Here is a 15,625-nt window from a genome sequence, read left to right on the forward strand (position 1 = left end):
ACCGTCACGGAGACCAGTTGTGGGAGCGTGGCCGGAGGCCCCTGATTTCGAGCATGCGCTCGCGGGTCGGGCCGTTCACGGCCTCGGGGAGCGCGTCCCAGGGAAACAGCTTCTGCTCGGCGATCTCGGCATTCGGGCGGGGGATCGCGGGCTGGTGCCAGGCCCGCACGAGGAACAGGATGATGTGATCGTTCGGGAACAGGCGGTGATTGGCGTAGATGCCGAACAGCTCCGGCGGGCCTTTGAGATCGACGCCCGCTTCCTCCCTGAGCTCGCGGGTAAGCGCATCCTCCACCGTCTCGTTCTTCTCGACGCCGCCGCCGGGAAAATGCCAGCCGGGGCGGTAAGTGTGGCGGATGAGGAGCACCCGGTTCGCGTCATCGAGCACGACGCCTTGCGCACCCAGCGTCAAGCCGCGAGAGTGGCGCCAGTAGCGTTGCAACACCTTGCTGATCATCTTGTCAGGCGACACGCGCGTTCTCCCGCATCATGATCGCCGTGCGGCGGCGGTCGAAGGACGACGCAAGCCGCCACGGCTCGAGGGCATATGACTGACACTTTTACGCTTGTCCATCTCTCGGACGTCCATCTCTCGCCGATCACGGGCTTTCATGCGCGGCATTGGAATGCCAAGCGTGCGCTTGGATTCCTGAATTGGCAACGCGGACGGCGGCGCGTGCATCTGAGATCAGTCGCGGAGAGGCTTGCGGCGGATGCGCTGGCGCAGGCGCCGGATCATATCGCGGTGACGGGCGATCTCGCGAACCTCGGCCTGCCGGGGGAATACGCCGCCGCGCTCGAGTGGCTTAAGGCCCTGGGCGAGCCGGAGCGTGTCTCGGTGGTGCCGGGCAATCACGACATCTACACGGGCCGCCTCGGCGGCGCCTCGTGTCTCGATAGCTGGGCGCCCTACATGCGCAACAGCGAAAGCTGGAAGCGGGACGAGGCGGTGCGATTTCCTTACGTGCGCACGCAAGGCCCGGTGGCGCTGATCGGTCTCAACTCCGCGGTGCCCACGCCGCCGTTCGTTGCGGCGGGAGAGCTCGGGCGGGCGCAGCTCGAACAGTTTGCGCTTTGTCTCGAACGGCTCGCCGAGGCGAAATTCATTCGTGTCGTGCTGATCCACCATCCGCCACTTCCGGGCCTCGCTCCGCCGCGCCGCGCGCTTCAGGATGCGGCCGCGTTCTCCGACGTGCTCGACAGATACGGCGCGGAGCTGGTTCTGCACGGGCACAACCATCGGGAGATGCTCTCGTGGCGCGCCCATTCCGGCCGTGGCGTACCGGTTCTCGGTGTTTCCTCCGCCTCGAGCGCGCATGCGCATAAGGACGAACCGCTGGCGCGCTATTATCTGTTGCGTATCAAGCGCGACGATGGCGCCGTTCACATTCACTGCGAGACGCGCGGACTTACCTCACCGGATGGCGAGGTGATCAGTCTCGGCCGGCGCGATCTCGTTGCTCCGCCTCGATGAAACGCAGTTTGTGACAGCAATTGTGGCAGGCACGCACCGCTCGTGCGGCTGATTGCGGGGGCAGACACGCGCCGCGATCGTGCTAGGGTTCGCGCTTCTCTGAACGCACTCGAGGAGCCTCGTTTTTTGCCGCGCTTCAGACGTCATCTCAAGATCAACCTCGCTCTCCAGGGTGGCGGCGCACACGGCGCCTTCACGTGGGGCGTGCTCGATCGCCTGCTCGAGGAGGAGAGCCTTTCGTTCGAGTGGGTCTCGGGGACGAGCGCGGGTGCGGTGAACGCGGTTGCGCTGGCTGCGGGTCTTGCCGAGGGTGGACGCGAAGGCGCGCGCGCGAAGCTTCGGCAAGTGTGGGAAGCGGTGCACAAGGCCGGTGTGCCGGATCTCCTGCGTCTCAACCCGTTCCTGTTCGGTCTCAGCAATGCGACCACGCTCGCGCAGGTGGCGAGCATCCTCTCGCCTTATGACTTCAATCCGCTGGGCTTCGATCCTCTGCGCAACCTGCTCGCGGAGACAATCGACTTCAAAGCCATTCGCGAAAAGGCGCCGGTCGGTCTCCTGATCGCGGCGACGGAGGTTGCGACGGGGCGTCCGCGCTTGTTCCGGCGTGAGGAGATCACCGTGGAATCGGTGCTGGCATCGGCGTGCCTGCCGACACTGCACCGGACAGTCGAGATCGACGGCGTCGGCTATTGGGATGGCGGGTTCTCTAAGAACCCTGACATCGTGACGCTCGCGCTCGAAAGTCCGGTCAGGGACACGCTGATCATCGAGATCAATCCGCTGGTGCGCCGCGAGTTGCCGAAGGGGGCGCGGGAGATCGCTGGGACGGCGAACCGGCTGACCTTCAACGCACCGCTGTTGAGGGACGTGGAATTGATCCTGGCCGTGCGTGAAGCGATGCGCGGGCGGTTCGGATCGATCCGGCGCGGGCGGCAGAATCCGCTCGCCGCGCATCGTTTTCACATGATCGAGGCGGGGCGCTACACCTCGTCCCTTTCGGACGACAGCAAGCTCAAGCCCGATCTTGGGCTGCTCACCTATCTGCATTCCGCCGGGCGCACGCAGACCCACAAATGGCTCGCTCAGAACATCAAGTTCATCGGCAAGCAGGAGACGGTGGATCTCGCGCAGCGCTTTCAGGCAGCCGGCAGCCTCACGGCGGCGGAGGATGAGCCGATCGCGAGCAGCGACACCGAGGCCGTCTCGTCGCGCGCTTGAGCGGACGTTTTGCGGCTCGCGTGTCTGGATGCCGGCCGTCCCTGCGAAGCATGGCTCCGCCATGATCGCCGGCATGATGTTTTGGCGGGCGTGCGCGCAAGTGCAAACTGCACGTCACACCGGCGAAGGCCGGTGTCTAGACCGATGAATTATGGGCCTGAACCGGATTTGCGGGCAATGGAGCGGGCGACGGCCGTTCGGTTATGAATGTGCTCTTGCGGACGCTGCGTCCGTGGCTCCCGCATGTGAATGTCGGCGTTGCCCCTCGGTCCGACGAACGCGCGTCCGGCAAACCGGGTGATCAGGGGCCGACGAGGCGGGCGTAGCCTTCTTCCATCGAGGTTTCGAGCAGGCCCTTGTAGATCTTGTAGTCGGGGTTCTTGGGCATGATCTCGCCCAGCGACAGCGATTTGAACTCCTGCCGCTTCAGATAGACGATCGGTGCCGAGACGGGCACGAACATTGCGCGCTGCTTGTTGAGGGTTGTGATGAGGCCGCGCATCTCTCCGCTCTGGTCGATCTGTGAGATCAGCACCATGCGCATGGCGCCTTTGGTCAACGAGACCAGATGAATGTACATGGAGGATGCGGGCACGTAGAGGCGGCCGCGGTGGGAGAATGGCGCGTCCGGGCGCTCGCGCTCCTCGAACAGCAGGCTCGGCCACTCCGGATCCCACACGATGTCGGTGCGATAGGCGACGATGGCATCGGGCTTGGCGAAGGCCGGGCGGATGGTGAGGTAGCTGCCGATATAGTGGTCGACTGCGGCACGGGTGTAGGCGCCCATATAGACGGGAGCGACGACGCCGCCTTCGCCCTTGAGCTCCATGGGCTGGGCTGTCGACATGGAGCCGAACCAGGATTCCTTGAGCCGCTGATAGTCGAGCCCAAGCACCATCGCCACGTCGAACAGGGTCTGCTCGCGCACGGGCTTTCCGTGCAGAAGGTTCTGGATGGTCTTCTCGTGGCAGTCGGCTGCGTCGGCCAGCTCGGCTTGCGTCAGCTTCTTCTCGACCATGGCGGTGCGGATGATCTGAACCGCCGCTGCCCGCTCCTTCGTGTTGGGTGTCGATTTCATCGCGGCGGAGGCCCAAGTCGCAGATAACAACTTTCCGCAATATACCGAATTTTGCCGACACCCCAAGCGCTAAGCGACATGGTGGTGAAGAGCGCGGTACGGCCCGCCTTTTTTGCCCGCTCAGACTGTCAGTTTAAAGAAGAAAGGCGGGCCGTTTTGCGGCCCGCCCTCTGCAACTCGTGCGTTGCTGATCCGGATCAGCCGCGGCCGAGGACCGAGATCGAAACGCGAGCCAGGCCCGCGCCCTGCATGCCGATGGCGCCAGCGGCGGCCTTCGACAGGTCGATGATGCGGCCCTTGATGAAGGGGCCACGGTCGTTGATGGTCACGGTGACCGAGCGGCCGTTCGACTGGTTGGTGACGAGCACGCGGGTGCCGAAGGGCAGCGTGCGGTGGGCGGCCGTCATGGCGCTGGGGTTGAAGCGGGCGCCGGAAGCCGTCATCTGGCCCTGCCAGTAGTAGGAGGCGATGCCGGTCGAGCCGCCGCCGTAAGACGCGCTCGCAGCCTTACGCGCCGCTGCGCGATGGGCAGCCGCACGCTTGGTCGGCGTGGTCTGGACATTGGAGTAGTTCTTCTTGCCGTACTTATAGCTCGTCTTGGCCGCGCGCTCCTTGTGAGCGCGGTGGGCCGACTTCTTGTAGTGAGCCTTCTTGACTGCGTGCTTGCTGCAGACCTGAGCGTTTTCGCAACGGTGTGCCGCGCTCGCAGGGCGAGCGTCCATGAGGCCAACCGCAAATACGGCGAGTGCTGCGAGAGCAATAAATCGCATGATCAATTCTCCATTCTTCCCAGCGACAGTGCCGTGGTTCAAGCAGAGCTCCAGTCCCGACAAATGGTTCCCCAGGGGACCACTCGGGCTGTCCGCCTGTGGCGGATATCGTTCTTCAATAAGAAGATGAGCTTCCGATACGAGATAGAACCTAAGCGCAACGCCAGAACGCGTTCTGCCACTCAAATATTCCGGAGTGTCGTCAGAGCACCCCGTTCTGGTGCGCGCACCTGACCAGCCGAATTGGGCGGAATCAACGCCTATTCTTGAACGCTGTAAGGCACGCGAGAGGGACGTGTTGATTCCATTTCGATTTTCATTTTAACGATGTGCGAAGTGCGACGGCACGTCGCAGAGAAAGCGTCTTACGAGAGTTTCGCAACGCTCTGGAAATGCGGCGAGAATGTGTCGCGCGCTTCGCGGTCTCGCGTGGCGCTCTTCTCACAGCCAGCCGCGATGGCGGAAATAGATGAAGGGGATCACGGCCGAGATGACCATGAGGCCCAACGCGAGCGGATAGCCTTCGATCCACTCCAGCTCGGGCATGTGACGGAAGTTCATACCGTAGATCGAGGCGACGAGCGTGGGCGGCATCATCATCACCGCCATGACCGAGAACAGTTTGATGATCTGGTTCTGCTCGTTCGAGATGAGACCGAGCGTTGCGTTGAGCAGGAAGCCGATGCGATCGGAGAGAAAGCGCATGTGCTCGGCAAGAGAGGTGAGGTCGCGGTCGGCCGTCTCGATGCGCTGAAAGATCTTGCCGTCGCAGTTGCGTTCCTGGGCCGTGTTCTTCAGCACATGCAGCACACGCTCGAGGGAGGTCGCGCTTTCCGTTACGCGGGCGACGATGTCGCCCTGGGCTCCGATGCCCTTGAGCAGCGCGTCGAGCTTGGTGTCGCGCGTGCGCCGCTTCTGAAGCTCGAAAACGCCCTTGGCAAGCTTGTCGACGCGATCCTGGATCTGCTCGATGAGATCGGCCTGCCGCTCGATCAACGTCTCTATGAGGCCGATCATGATGCCGGCGCCTGTGCGGCAGGTGGCATCGCCGCGCTCGACGCGCGAGAGGAAGGCGGGAAAAGCCTTGCTGTCCGAATAGCGCACGGTGACGAGCGCGTTGCCAGTCAGGATGAAGGTGAGGGTGGACGAGCCGAGGGTGTGCTCATCGATGTTGTGGACGATGAAGCCCGTCATGTAGCTCGCGCCGTTCTCCTGATAGAAGCGGCTCGAGGCTTCGATCTCGCGCATCTCGGCGCGCGTCGGCACCGAGATCTTGAGCAGGTCTTCGACGCGGTTGTCCTCTTCCTTGGTCGGGTTGAGAAGGTCGAACCAAACCGTGTCGGCGGTGATGGCGGCGGTATCGTCGTGCTTCAGCAGGCTCGTGCCCGTGGTGTCGTAGATCGTCAGCATGCATGTCCTCAGCCGCCTTGAACTCATCCGGCGGGTTCATACCTTACAGCAAGACAGGTTTGCCGAGGTGTCGCGCGGCGGTCACCTTCGACAGATCTTATGCGTGTTTCTTTAGGAACTGCGTCTCGGTGTCGGGCAAGGCTAGCTCAGTGCCCCATCGAGCCTGACCGTCCGCTGCGGGCGCATCCCGCCGGCCGGACGTCTATTCAAGGAGATATTTCATGCGTTTCACTTCCCGTGGTGGCCGTGCCGGTGCTCTGTTTGCCGCGCTGGCCCTTCCGATGGCCTTCCTCGCCGCCGCGCAGCCGGCCGAGGCTCGCATCAAGTGCGTGAACGGAAACCAGATGGTGAACGGCGTGCCGCTCGCCACCCCGTACTGCCAGGACGAGCTCGTGGCCAAGGTCGCGCGCGAGTACGGCATAAAGGTTTCGGCGAATTCGATCCGTCAGAACCCCAATCTCAAGCGCAACGTGTGCCAGCACGTGGGCCGGGACAATCGCATCTATCTCGCCTGCATCGACGCCAACAGCGTGGGGCGTCGTCCGTTCTAGAGCGCGATCGAGTTTGATTGATCAGGAGAGCGCTTCAGGGCTTTATTGAGATCGATGATTCACGCTTCGGACTGACAAGTGTCCGAGCGATCATGGTCTAGCGCAGCAAAAGAAAAAGCCCTCTTCCGGCAGCCGGAGGAGGGCTTTTAACTCGTAGTTGTCAGCGCCGGTCAGCCGGTCTGCTGTTGGCCAACCGGGTAGCTGTTCACATCCAGGTTCGGCGAGATCTCCGCGAGATCCTTCGCGCGGCGCACGCGGCCGTCGAACTGGGCGCCTTCGGAGATCGACAGCGTCTGATGGAAGATGTCGCCCTCGACCTCAGCGGTCGGATGCAGCATCACGTTCTGTGCCTTGATCGCACCACGCACGCCGCCGCGCACCTCGATCTGCTCGGCGCAGACGGTGCCGATGACAGAGCCGTCCTCACCGATCACGATCTGCTTGCCGGTGACGTCGCCGCGGACGTCGCCGTCGATCTGGAGCTTGTTCTGAGAGATGATGGTGATCTTGTCGCCGAGAATGGTGAGGTCCGTGCCGATCACCGATTGCCCCATGGTGGAGGCGGCGCCGAAGGGAGAGGACCGGCCATTGGCGACAGGGGCTGGAGCGGCCGAGGGCGCGGCGCCCGTCGGAATTGCACTCGGAATGACCGGCGGCTTCGGCAGACCGGAATCGGAATTGGAACCTCGGCTGAACACGCTTACCTCCCCTAAAACCCACGCTACGGTGATCCACTATGGACAGAAACACCGCCTGATGGAGAAAATTTGTCGTTAAAGAGTGAACGGGACGATTTTGTCGCGAGCGCCGGCCGGCTGATGCACGGCGGCCATTCTGCTCCCGGTCTTGATAATGAGGGGAGGCGTCAGCCTTTGGTGCCGAGCTCGCCCGTGAGGAACTGGGCGCGGCCATGGCCGAACGACCAGTCCTCGTCCGTGTTCTCGACGATGGACACGACCACGTCGCTCGGGGCGATGCCGCAGCTTCGTTCCAGCTCCTCGACAAGAAGACGGTAAAAGGCCTCCTTGGGTGCCCGCCCGCGCGGACGGCTCGTCACCTGCAGGAACACGACCTTGTCGGTGCGCGGAATGCCGAGTCCGGTGTCCTCAACGATGAGGCGCGAGGGCTTGTGCTCGTGGACGATCTGATAGCGGTCGCGCTCCGGCACCTTGAAGGCGGCCAGCATGGCGCGATGAGCGGCGTCGAGGAGAGTTTTCAGCTCCTCGTCGGAGCGGCCCTCGATGAGATCGAAGCGGAGCAGGGGCATGGGGTGAGACCGGTTGAGGTAGGGCAGTAGGCAGTAGGCAGTAGGGAGGGGAGATTGGCAATGGATAAATGGTTGTGGGGCAACGGGCGAGGCTCGGCCTGCCGGGGCCATATGGACGGGTGCTTGCCCTGCGTGCGAAGCTCGATGGCTTAGGCGTTATCGAGAGGGATGTCGGATGTCGATCGGTCCATGCCGCCGTGCGGTCTTAACCTTGCTGCTTGCAGGTCTCGCGGGGCTTCCGGGTTTTTCGGAGCGCGTGCGGGCGCAGGAAACGCGGGTGCAGGTCACGGTGGGAGACACCACGACGCTTGAACTCGACGGCAATCCGTCCACCGGGTACGCCTGGGCGATCGACAAGGTTCCCAAGTCCGTCACGGTGGATCTCCTGGGTTATGCCAAGCGGGAGCTGGCGCCGGGCGAGAGACCCGTGCTCGGAGCCCCTCAGAAATTCCAGGTTCTCGTGACGGGCGTGGCGCCGGGCACGGCAACGCTCGTCTTCAAGTATGTGAGGGCCAACGATCCCAAGGTGGCCAAGACGCAAGAGGTTTCCGTCGAGGTCGTCGGCGAGGCGCCCGATGCGTTGCCTGAAGAAGAGGGTAGCGATCCGCCCCAGGATTCCATGGAGAACCCGGGCGAGCAGATGTTCGACGATGGCGCCGACAAGTAGCGCTCGCGCAGCGGCTTACCGCAAAAGCAAAGGGGCTGTCCGATGGACAGCCCCCGTGAGATTCAGGCGGCTTATTCGAGCGATTGTTGCGCCCGGCCGCTTGTCGCTTGGCTTAAGCCGCTACCAGAGGCAGATCCGGCTTGAAACCCAGCGACCGCGACATCGCCGTCCTCAAGATCCCACTCGACATCGGATCACCTCCTTCCAGTTGTTGAACGATGGGGTAAGCGTGCCATGCTTCGCGCGATCTGAAAAGTTACGATTTGGATAGTTGCTGCAACGCGTGGAAATCCGGCGCCAAGGTTCCCACGTAAAGGTGTGCGAGGCCGGCGCGCGTGGTCTACAACTCGTCCAGGTGGCGCGTTTCGCTCGTTTTTCCGGTGTTTTTTCGACGTCTCGTCCCATTCCCTTTCCTGCCGTGGAGGCCATTGATGCCCTCGAAGCTCGCAACGTTTGCCGCCGTACTCGGTCTCACCTCGTCCGTGCTTGCCGCCGATGGGCTCGCGGGCGATGGGGGCGGCGCGGCGCGGACGGCTTGGGATTTCTCCTTCACGTCCATCGACGGCAAGCCGATGCCGCTTTCGGACTTCCGCGGCCAGGTACTTCTGGTCGTGAACACCGCCTCGTTCTGCGGGTTCACGAAGCAGTACAAGGCGCTTCAGGAGCTGCATCAGAAGTATGCTCCGCAAGGCTTTGCGGTGATCGGCGTGCCGTCGAACGATTTCGGCGCGCAGGAGCCGAAGGCGGCGGGCGAGATCAAGGAATTCTGCGAGGGGATGTTCGGCGTCGAGTTTCCGCTGACCGACAAGAATGTGGTTTCAGGCGACGGCGCGCATCCCTTCTACAAGTGGGCGCGCGATGAGCTGGGATGGATGAATGCGCCGAAGTGGAACTTTCACAAGTATCTGGTGGGGCGCGACGGCAAGCTCGTGACGAGCTTCTTTTCCATGACGACGCCGGATGCGGACCGCCTGGTTTCTGCGGTGGAAGCGGAGCTGAAGAAGCCGAAGGTGGCGGCGGCCGCTCAATGAGCCCTGCCGGAATGGAGCAAGGCTAGACGTCTTCAGATCGTGAACAAGATCGAGGACCTTTTTCATGTGCCGCAATATCAAGACGCTCTACAATTTTTCGCCGCCCGCGAGCGAGGAGGAGATCCGCGCTTCGGCCTTACAGTTCGTGCGGAAGATCTCCGGTTTCAACAGGCCGTCGCAGACCAACGAAGAGGCCTTCAACAAAGCCGTCGATCAAGTCGCGGCGGCGGCTCATGAGTTGCTCGGTTCGCTGGTGACGCTCGCACCGCCGCGCGATCGCGAGGCAGAGGCTGCCAAGGCGAAGGCACGCAACGCGCTGAGGTTCGGCGCCTAGCGACGGAGGCGGGCGTCAGGGCTTGTCAGGCGGCGGCTGCTTTTCGGAGAGGCGTTCCACCTTCGCGGCCATGTTGGGGACGAGCTGCACCCGGTAGCTCATGCCCTCGCATCTCAGGATCCAGACCTCGCTATCGGGCTGCGAGGCTTTCTCATCGCGTTCCGCGCTTTCGGGGTTCTCGCATTCGAAACCCTGCTTGCGGATCTGCACGGCGATGATGTCTTTGGACACTTCGAGTTTTTCTGCGCGAGCCGGGGAGGGCTGTGCGAACGCGCCGAGTGTGATGGTTGCCATCACGGAGAGAGCGAGCGCGGGAAGCGGGATTTGCTGCGTCATGGGTCTGCCTCGCGTTGGGGTCGGAGGGAGAGCCAAATCTTACGCCTGTTCCGGCGCGGCCGCGCCTCAGAGGCGGCAATAACCTTTAAATTTTCTGCCGGGAGCAGGCGGGCGGGCGCCTCCGGGGATGGGCGCCCCGGAAGAGGGCTCAGTCCGGCCTGGCCTGCATCTCGATCATGCGGCCGATGCCGGCGAGCAGGCTTCCGAAGGCAAAGAGCGCGATGACGATCACCTCGATATAGCTTTCCACCCGCTCCTTCTCGATCATGAAATCGGAGATGTTGGCGTCGGCGGTCTTGAACTGGCCCAGGATCTCGTCGCGCCGGGCCTCGGCCTTTTTCACCTGCTCGGGCGGCGCGTTCATCAAGGCGAGCACGGAGAGGTGGTTCTCGAACATCGCGCTGGTCTGGACCTGGGCCGACTGCTGTGTGGAGAACGTGGCGAGGCGCCATTCGATCTCGCGCTTCAGGGGCTCGAGGTAGAAAAGCTGCGCGGCGGCCGAAGCCAGCAGGATTGCAATTCCAATCAGCTCGCAGAGCTGCGACGACTTGAGCTTCACGGCCGTTCCCCCAAATTCCCCCAGTGTGCGGGCTACCCTAAAGCACGACGGCTCGGATGAAAACGGATGCGGAGGGCGGCTTCCGCTTGACCTTCCGTGCGTGCCGTCTCATATACCGGCCGCGGGCTCGTTGCGCCCGCAATCCAAAGGAAACGACGTGATGCCAAGCGACAGTAGTCGATTGTGTTTGCCGTCGCGGCTGCTCGTGGATCGACGTTAACTCTACGTCGGGCTCCCACGGTCCTCCGCGAACGGCGGATCGTGAGGTGAGCCATGGAAGAACTCCGCGTTGCGGAAGGGGCACGGCTGGGCGGCGGTTTGCGCCAAGAGCACGTTGCCGACAGCGTTGCCCAAATCAACGAACTTGGGATAGAGACCGCCGCGGCTCAGCTCGCGGATCTGCCTCTCGATCATGTCATCGAGATTTTCGACCGGCCGGAGCTCGCGCGTGCGGGCGAGCTGATGCTCGCGCTGCCGGTGGACATGTCCGGGGCGGTTCTCAAGGGAATGTCGGCCGATCGCGCTACCGACACGCTTCGGGAGCTCGATGGGCACGACAGGATGAAGCTGCTCACGCGGGTCGATTTCGAGACCGCGATGTCGCTCAAGCTGCTGCTGGCGTATCCTGAAGGAACGGCCGGCAGCTTGATGACGACGGAGTTCGTCAGCGTGCCCGACACCTACACGGTCGCGCAGACGCTGGCGCATATCCGGGCCGTGGAATCCTCCCGCGAGACGGTCTACGCCATCCTCGTGCTCGATCCGTCGAGCCGCCAGCTCGTGCGTGTCGTGTCGCTTCGCCAGCTCATCACCAGCGAGCCGGAGCAGCGCATCACGGAGATTGGCGCCGGCCGGGCGCCGATCTGGGTCTCGCCCGATACGGACCGGGAGGAGGTCGCGCGCCTCATCTCGATCCATGACCTGCTGGCCGTGCCGGTGCTCAATGGACGCCATCAGGTGCTCGGCATCGTGACGGTGGACGATATCATCGACGCCATCGTTTCGATCAGCACCGAGGACGTACAGAAATTCGGTGGCGTGGAAGGGCTTCCGAAGCCGTACCTCGAAATCGGCTTCCTCGGCATGATCCACAAGCGGGCCGGCTGGCTGTGCGCGCTCTTCCTTGGCGAGATGCTGACGGCAAGCGCGATGCAGCACTTCGAGGACGAGCTTGCCAAGGCCGTGGTGCTCACCCTCTTCATTCCGCTGATCATGAGCTCGGGAGGAAACTCGGGCTCGCAGTCCACGTCGCTTCTGATCCGAGCGCTCGCGCTCGGTCAATTGCGGCTGCGCGACTGGTGGCGTGTGGCGTTGCGCGAGATTCCGGTGGGCTTGACGCTGGGCGCCATTCTTGGCGTCGTCGGCATGGTTCGGATCGCCGTCTGGCAAAAGGCCGGGATCTACGACTACGGTCCCCATTGGGAGCTGGTGGCGCTCACGGTCGGCCTGGGGCTCGTCGGTATCGTGACCTTCGGGGCGCTGGCGGGGTCAATGTTGCCATTCGTGCTCAAGCGGCTCGGGTTCGATCCGGCGAGCGCGTCGGCGCCGTTCGTGGCGACGCTCGTCGACGTGACGGGGCTCGTCATCTACTTCAGCGTGGCGCTGGTGGTTCTGAGCGGCACGCTGCTTTGAAGGGTTTCAGGCTCGCCTCTCCCGGCCGCGCGGTCTTGCCAAGCGGCCGAGGGGCGGGTTGCGCCGATCGCTGATGCGCAGATAAGCTCGGCGCAGGCTGGCGCGAGCGGGGGAGCCCATGCGCATCGTTGCGAAAGTTCTTGGTGTGGCCGGCACCCTGCTGATGGGGCTGTTCATCGCCGACTACCAGCGTCTCTGCACGCATACCGAGTTCCTGAAGGTGTGGGAGTGCAGAACGAGCGGGACCCGCGCGACGCAAGAGACGGCGGCAGTTCCGGCCGTGCCGGTTCCAGCCACGCCAACACCGCAAGCCGTCGCCTTCGTTGGGCACGGATGGGTCGGTGCGGGGCGCTACGCGGACGGCCGCTGGGCGAGCCGCATGCTCAGCGTTCCTCTCGACGCCGCGCCCGAAGCGCTCGTCGGACAGATCGTGACGCCGATGTACGATCAGGGATCGGCGTTGCGGAAGGAGCCCTCCAAGGAAGAGGGCTCCTTTGGCCTCGATCTCGGGAGCGTATTTCCGGGCGACCGGCTCGAGATCGGCAACGTGTTCACGCGGCCGAGCACGGCCGGTGGCCGGTCGGTCTGGGTGGAGGTGCGGAAGCTCGCCTCGCAGTGAGCCTCTTCTTCCTCAGGTCTTGTCCCGCTCGACGTAGACGTTGTTGCCCAGCTCGCGGAATTTCTGGCTCATCTCGTTCATGCCGCTTTCGATCTCCCGCTCCAGGGCAAGCCCCGACGCTTCCTCTTGCCGCTCCGGGGCAAGCCCCGACGCTTCCTCCTGCCGCTCCAGGGCAAGCCATGACGCGGCTTCAGGATCGATCTGTGTCGTCTCCTCGGCGATCTCGACGGCGGCTTCGTTCAAACGCGAGGCGTAGTCGCGGACCTCGCGTGTGATCTCCATGGAGCAGAACTTGGGTCCGCACATGGAGCAGAAGTGGGCGACCTTGTGCGCCTCCTTCGGCAGCGTCTCGTCGTGGAAGCTCTGGGCCGTATCGGGATCGAGAGACAGGTTGAACTGGTCCTGCCAGCGGAACTCGAAACGGGCGCGCGAGAGCGCGTCGTCGCGGAGCTGGGCTGCGGGGTGGCCCTTGGCGAGATCGGCGGCGTGGGCCGCGATCTTGTAGGTGATGACGCCGGTCTTCACGTCGTCGCGGTTGGGGAGCCCCAGGTGCTCCTTCGGCGTCACGTAGCAGAGCATTGACGTGCCGTACCAGCCGATCATGGCGGCGCCGATGCCGCTCGTGATGTGGTCGTAGCCCGGCGCAATGTCGGTGGTGAGCGGCCCTAGCGTGTAGAAGGGGGCTTCCCCGCATTCGCGGAGCTGCTTTTCCATGTTGACCTTGATCTTGTGCATGGGCACGTGCCCCGGGCCTTCGATCATCGCCTGGCAACCCTTGGCCCAGGCGATCTGCGTCAGCTCGCCGAGCGTCTCGAGCTCGGCGAACTGCGCGCGGTCGTTGGCGTCCGCGATGGAGCCGGGGCGCAGGCCGTCGCCGAGGGAGAACGAGACGTCATAGCGGCGCATCAGGTCGCAGATCTCGTCGAAGCGCTCGTAGAGGAAGCTTTCGCGGTGATGAGCGAGGCACCACTTGGCCATGATGGAGCCGCCGCGCGAGACGATGCCCGTGACGCGGTTGGCGGTCAGCGGCACGTAGCGCAGGCGCACGCCCGCGTGGATGGTGAAATAATCGACGCCCTGCTCGCATTGCTCGATCAGCGTGTCGCGGTAAAGCTCCCAGGTGAGCTTCACGGGATCGCCGCCGCATTTTTCGAGGGCCTGGTAGATCGGTACCGTGCCGATGGGCACGGGCGCATTGCGGATGATCCATTCGCGCGTGGTGTGGATGTTGCGGCCCGTCGAGAGGTCCATGACGGTGTCGGCGCCCCAGCGGATGGCCCACACCATTTTCTCGATCTCCTCCTCGACCGAGGAGGTGACGGCGGAGTTGCCGATGTTGGCGTTGATCTTCACGAGGAAATTGCGGCCGATGATCATCGGCTCCAACTCGGGATGGTTGATGTTGGAGGGTATGATGGCGCGCCCGCGGGCGATCTCCTCGCGCACGAATTCCGGCGTGATGTGGGGCGGGATGGCCGCACCGAAGCTTTCGCCGTCGCGGAGCGCTGCGCTCGCGCGTTCGAGGGCGGCCACGCGTCCGAGGTTCTCACGGTGCGCGACGTAAATCATCTCCTTGGTGACGATGCCGGCGCGGGCGTATTCGAGCTGGGTCACGGGCTCGCGGCCGGGCGAGGTGCCCCGCAGCGGCTGATGGGCGACTGGGAAGGCGCGGGCGGCGTGGCGTCCCGTGACGGAGCCGTTGTCCTCCGGCCGTATGGTGCGTCCTTCGTAGCGCTCGACGCCGCCGCGCTCCGTGACCCACGCTTCGCGGTGGCGGGGCAATCCCTTGTCGACGTCGATCGCTGCCGCCGTGTCTGTGTAGGGGCCCGAAGGATCATAGACGCGAACGGGCGGCTCTCCGCTTTCGGGCGACAGCGTGATCTCGCGAAACGGCACCTTGAGGCCGGGCATTCCTTCGGGTTCCGAATGGATCTTGCGCGATCCAGAGAGCGCGCCGGTCGTGACTTTGAAGACGGTCATTTCGGAGGGGCGTGCGGGCTTGTTCATGATGAGGGGCACTCCGTTTCGGATATCGGATCTGGATGTTTGAGAGAGGTGCGCGGTGTTGTGGCCGCACATGCGAGTTCGGGTCTGGCTCTAGACGAGCGCGTAGCCCTTGGCGGTCAGAAAGGCGCCGAGCAGCAGGGCGACAAGGGCCCATGCGGTGATCGTGTTCTCGCCTTTGATCACGCTGTTGCGCAGGGCTGAGACATGCTCGGGCCAGATGATGCGCAGGATGCCGCCCACAACGCAGAGCCAGCCGAGGACGGTGATGAGCACCGTCCATTCCGCCGACCAGATGTTGTGGACGCGCACGATCGCCAAGCCGGCGAGCAGCGTGAAAATGCCGGAAAAGAAAATGAACTCGGGACTGTTCAGTGTGCCGGTAAGAAGCCCGGCGACGGTGCGCCGGTTGATCAAAAGCGCAGCCGCGACCGCAATCAACAGCGGTCCGGCAAAGCCGGCTATCAGCTCTGCGTTCGTCATATCGTCCATCCCTTCGCCGGTATGAGCCGGATCAGGTTCGAAGGGTTCTCATGGGATCCACCATGATCTCAGCCGGTCTTTCCGGCGCCCCTTGGAACTGGCGAGACCTTCGGCCTTTCCGCAATGCGATGCAAGGGCAAAGAACGCAAAAAAAAAGAGCCCGGCGAGGGACCGGGCTCAGGGGGAGGATAT

General features: G+C 63.7%; 18 protein-coding genes and 1 riboswitch. Of the genes, 8 read left to right on the forward strand and 10 right to left on the reverse strand.

The features are described 5' to 3' along the window. Nucleotides 1-4: 4 nt before the first annotated feature. Nucleotides 5-472, reverse strand: a complete 468-nt coding sequence (locus PE058_RS08455; RefSeq protein ID WP_271030332.1) for an NUDIX domain-containing protein — start codon at nt 470-472, stop codon at nt 5-7. 75 nt (nt 473-547) lie between these two features. On the opposite strand from PE058_RS08455, the gene PE058_RS08460 reads away from it, so the two are divergent. Together PE058_RS08460 and PE058_RS08465 are read left to right on the forward strand one after the other, a co-directional pair. Next, nucleotides 548-1,474, forward strand: a complete 927-nt coding sequence (locus tag PE058_RS08460; RefSeq protein WP_271030333.1) for a metallophosphoesterase family protein — start codon at nt 548-550, stop codon at nt 1,472-1,474. Between the two features lie 126 nt (nt 1,475-1,600). Beyond that, nucleotides 1,601-2,692 carry a patatin-like phospholipase family protein gene (locus PE058_RS08465; RefSeq protein ID WP_271030334.1) on the forward strand — a complete coding sequence of 364 codons (1,092 nt, stop codon included), beginning with the start codon at nt 1,601-1,603 and terminating at the stop codon, nt 2,690-2,692. Between the two features lie 301 nt (nt 2,693-2,993). On the opposite strand, the gene PE058_RS08470 is transcribed toward PE058_RS08465, so the two are convergent. The 3 genes from PE058_RS08470 to PE058_RS08480 all read right to left on the reverse strand — a co-directional run bounded on the left by PE058_RS08470 (nt 2,994) and on the right by PE058_RS08480 (nt 5,950). Continuing rightward, entirely contained in the window at nt 2,994-3,770 is a 777-nt protein-coding gene (locus PE058_RS08470) for a helix-turn-helix domain-containing protein (protein ID WP_020086858.1), read from the reverse strand. 197 nt (nt 3,771-3,967) lie between these two features. Then, the gene (locus PE058_RS08475; protein WP_020086857.1) at nt 3,968-4,540 is read right to left on the reverse strand and encodes a septal ring lytic transglycosylase RlpA family protein; all 573 of its coding nucleotides are present in this window, start codon (nt 4,538-4,540) and stop codon (nt 3,968-3,970) included. A 441-nt stretch (nt 4,541-4,981) separates the two neighbouring features. Then, a complete protein-coding gene (locus tag PE058_RS08480) occupies nt 4,982-5,950 on the reverse strand; it encodes a magnesium transporter CorA family protein (RefSeq protein ID WP_271030335.1) in 969 nt (322 codons plus the stop codon). 221 nt (nt 5,951-6,171) lie between these two features. On the opposite strand from PE058_RS08480, the gene PE058_RS08485 reads away from it, so the two are divergent. Continuing rightward, the gene (locus PE058_RS08485; protein ID WP_271030336.1) at nt 6,172-6,501 is read left to right on the forward strand and encodes a hypothetical protein; all 330 of its coding nucleotides are present in this window, start codon (nt 6,172-6,174) and stop codon (nt 6,499-6,501) included. 170 nt (nt 6,502-6,671) lie between these two features. Here the strand turns inward: PE058_RS08485 and PE058_RS08490 are convergent, their stop codons facing one another. Both PE058_RS08490 and PE058_RS08495 read right to left on the reverse strand, forming a co-directional pair. Further along, complete coding sequence (locus tag PE058_RS08490) at nt 6,672-7,199, reverse strand: bactofilin family protein (RefSeq protein ID WP_156827448.1); 528 nt, start codon at nt 7,197-7,199, stop codon at nt 6,672-6,674. A gap of 167 nt (nt 7,200-7,366) precedes the next feature. Continuing rightward, a complete protein-coding gene (locus PE058_RS08495; RefSeq protein WP_271030337.1) occupies nt 7,367-7,768 on the reverse strand; it encodes a tautomerase family protein in 402 nt (133 codons plus the stop codon). A 175-nt stretch (nt 7,769-7,943) separates the two neighbouring features. Between PE058_RS08495 and PE058_RS08500 the strand changes: the two genes are divergently transcribed. The 3 genes from PE058_RS08500 to PE058_RS08510 all read left to right on the forward strand — a co-directional run bounded on the left by PE058_RS08500 (nt 7,944) and on the right by PE058_RS08510 (nt 9,800). After that, nucleotides 7,944-8,435: a protease inhibitor I42 family protein gene (locus tag PE058_RS08500; protein ID WP_271030338.1), complete on the forward strand. Its 492-nt coding sequence runs from the start codon at nt 7,944-7,946 to the stop codon at nt 8,433-8,435. Nucleotides 8,436-8,866: 431 nt separating this feature from the next. Continuing rightward, the gene (locus PE058_RS08505; protein WP_020086850.1) at nt 8,867-9,466 is read left to right on the forward strand and encodes a glutathione peroxidase; all 600 of its coding nucleotides are present in this window, start codon (nt 8,867-8,869) and stop codon (nt 9,464-9,466) included. Between the two features lie 64 nt (nt 9,467-9,530). Then, nucleotides 9,531-9,800 carry a DUF2277 domain-containing protein gene (locus tag PE058_RS08510; RefSeq protein ID WP_271030339.1) on the forward strand — a complete coding sequence of 90 codons (270 nt, stop codon included), beginning with the start codon at nt 9,531-9,533 and terminating at the stop codon, nt 9,798-9,800. 15 nt (nt 9,801-9,815) lie between these two features. Here the strand turns inward: PE058_RS08510 and PE058_RS08515 are convergent, their stop codons facing one another. Both PE058_RS08515 and PE058_RS08520 read right to left on the reverse strand, forming a co-directional pair. After that, complete coding sequence (locus tag PE058_RS08515) at nt 9,816-10,136, reverse strand: hypothetical protein (protein WP_020086848.1); 321 nt, start codon at nt 10,134-10,136, stop codon at nt 9,816-9,818. 148 nt (nt 10,137-10,284) lie between these two features. Continuing rightward, nucleotides 10,285-10,695, reverse strand: a complete 411-nt coding sequence (locus PE058_RS08520; protein ID WP_020086847.1) for a hypothetical protein — start codon at nt 10,693-10,695, stop codon at nt 10,285-10,287. Nucleotides 10,696-10,968: 273 nt separating this feature from the next. Here PE058_RS08520 and mgtE point away from each other — a divergent pair, with 273 nt between their 5' ends. Next, entirely contained in the window at nt 10,969-12,327 is a 1,359-nt protein-coding gene (gene mgtE, locus PE058_RS08525; RefSeq protein WP_020086846.1) for a magnesium transporter, read from the forward strand. Between the two features lie 118 nt (nt 12,328-12,445). Next, a complete protein-coding gene (locus PE058_RS08530) occupies nt 12,446-12,946 on the forward strand; it encodes a hypothetical protein (RefSeq protein WP_020086845.1) in 501 nt (166 codons plus the stop codon). 12 nt (nt 12,947-12,958) lie between these two features. Here PE058_RS08530 and thiC read toward each other — a convergent pair whose 3' ends face one another. Then, a complete protein-coding gene (thiC, locus tag PE058_RS08535) occupies nt 12,959-14,953 on the reverse strand; it encodes a phosphomethylpyrimidine synthase ThiC (RefSeq protein ID WP_271030340.1) in 1,995 nt (664 codons plus the stop codon). Nucleotides 14,954-15,043: 90 nt separating this feature from the next. Further along, on the reverse strand, nt 15,044-15,433 hold the full coding sequence (locus PE058_RS08540) for a hypothetical protein (protein ID WP_156827447.1): 390 nt from the start codon (nt 15,431-15,433) through the stop codon (nt 15,044-15,046). After that, nucleotides 15,425-15,535: riboswitch (TPP riboswitch) on the reverse strand. Its footprint overlaps the gene before it by 9 nt. Between the last annotated feature and the right edge of the window lie 90 nt (nt 15,536-15,625).

The organism is Hyphomicrobium sp. DMF-1 (assembly GCF_027886585.1).
GTDB classification, from domain to species: domain Bacteria; phylum Pseudomonadota; class Alphaproteobacteria; order Rhizobiales; family Hyphomicrobiaceae; genus Hyphomicrobium_C; species Hyphomicrobium_C zavarzinii.

What these genes read in the sequence shown, in the direction of transcription:
- PE058_RS08460 (WP_271030333.1), top strand. Translation starts at nt 548, where the DNA reads ATGACTGACACTTTTACGCTTGTCCATCTCTCGGACGTCCATCTCTCG.
- PE058_RS08470 (WP_020086858.1), bottom strand. Translation starts at nt 3,770, where the DNA reads ATGAAATCGACACCCAACACGAAGGAGCGGGCAGCGGCGGTTCAGATC.
- PE058_RS08475 (WP_020086857.1), bottom strand. Translation starts at nt 4,540, where the DNA reads ATGCGATTTATTGCTCTCGCAGCACTCGCCGTATTTGCGGTTGGCCTC.
- PE058_RS08480 (WP_271030335.1), bottom strand. Translation starts at nt 5,950, where the DNA reads ATGCTGACGATCTACGACACCACGGGCACGAGCCTGCTGAAGCACGAC.
- PE058_RS08485 (WP_271030336.1), top strand. Translation starts at nt 6,172, where the DNA reads ATGCGTTTCACTTCCCGTGGTGGCCGTGCCGGTGCTCTGTTTGCCGCG.
- PE058_RS08495 (WP_271030337.1), bottom strand. Translation starts at nt 7,768, where the DNA reads ATGCCCCTGCTCCGCTTCGATCTCATCGAGGGCCGCTCCGACGAGGAG.
- PE058_RS08500 (WP_271030338.1), top strand. Translation starts at nt 7,944, where the DNA reads ATGTCGATCGGTCCATGCCGCCGTGCGGTCTTAACCTTGCTGCTTGCA.
- PE058_RS08505 (WP_020086850.1), top strand. Translation starts at nt 8,867, where the DNA reads ATGCCCTCGAAGCTCGCAACGTTTGCCGCCGTACTCGGTCTCACCTCG.
- PE058_RS08510 (WP_271030339.1), top strand. Translation starts at nt 9,531, where the DNA reads ATGTGCCGCAATATCAAGACGCTCTACAATTTTTCGCCGCCCGCGAGC.
- PE058_RS08515 (WP_020086848.1), bottom strand. Translation starts at nt 10,136, where the DNA reads ATGACGCAGCAAATCCCGCTTCCCGCGCTCGCTCTCTCCGTGATGGCA.
- mgtE (WP_020086846.1), top strand. Translation starts at nt 10,969, where the DNA reads ATGGAAGAACTCCGCGTTGCGGAAGGGGCACGGCTGGGCGGCGGTTTG.
- PE058_RS08530 (WP_020086845.1), top strand. Translation starts at nt 12,446, where the DNA reads ATGCGCATCGTTGCGAAAGTTCTTGGTGTGGCCGGCACCCTGCTGATG.
- thiC (WP_271030340.1), bottom strand. Translation starts at nt 14,953, where the DNA reads ATGAACAAGCCCGCACGCCCCTCCGAAATGACCGTCTTCAAAGTCACG.
- PE058_RS08540 (WP_156827447.1), bottom strand. Translation starts at nt 15,433, where the DNA reads ATGACGAACGCAGAGCTGATAGCCGGCTTTGCCGGACCGCTGTTGATT.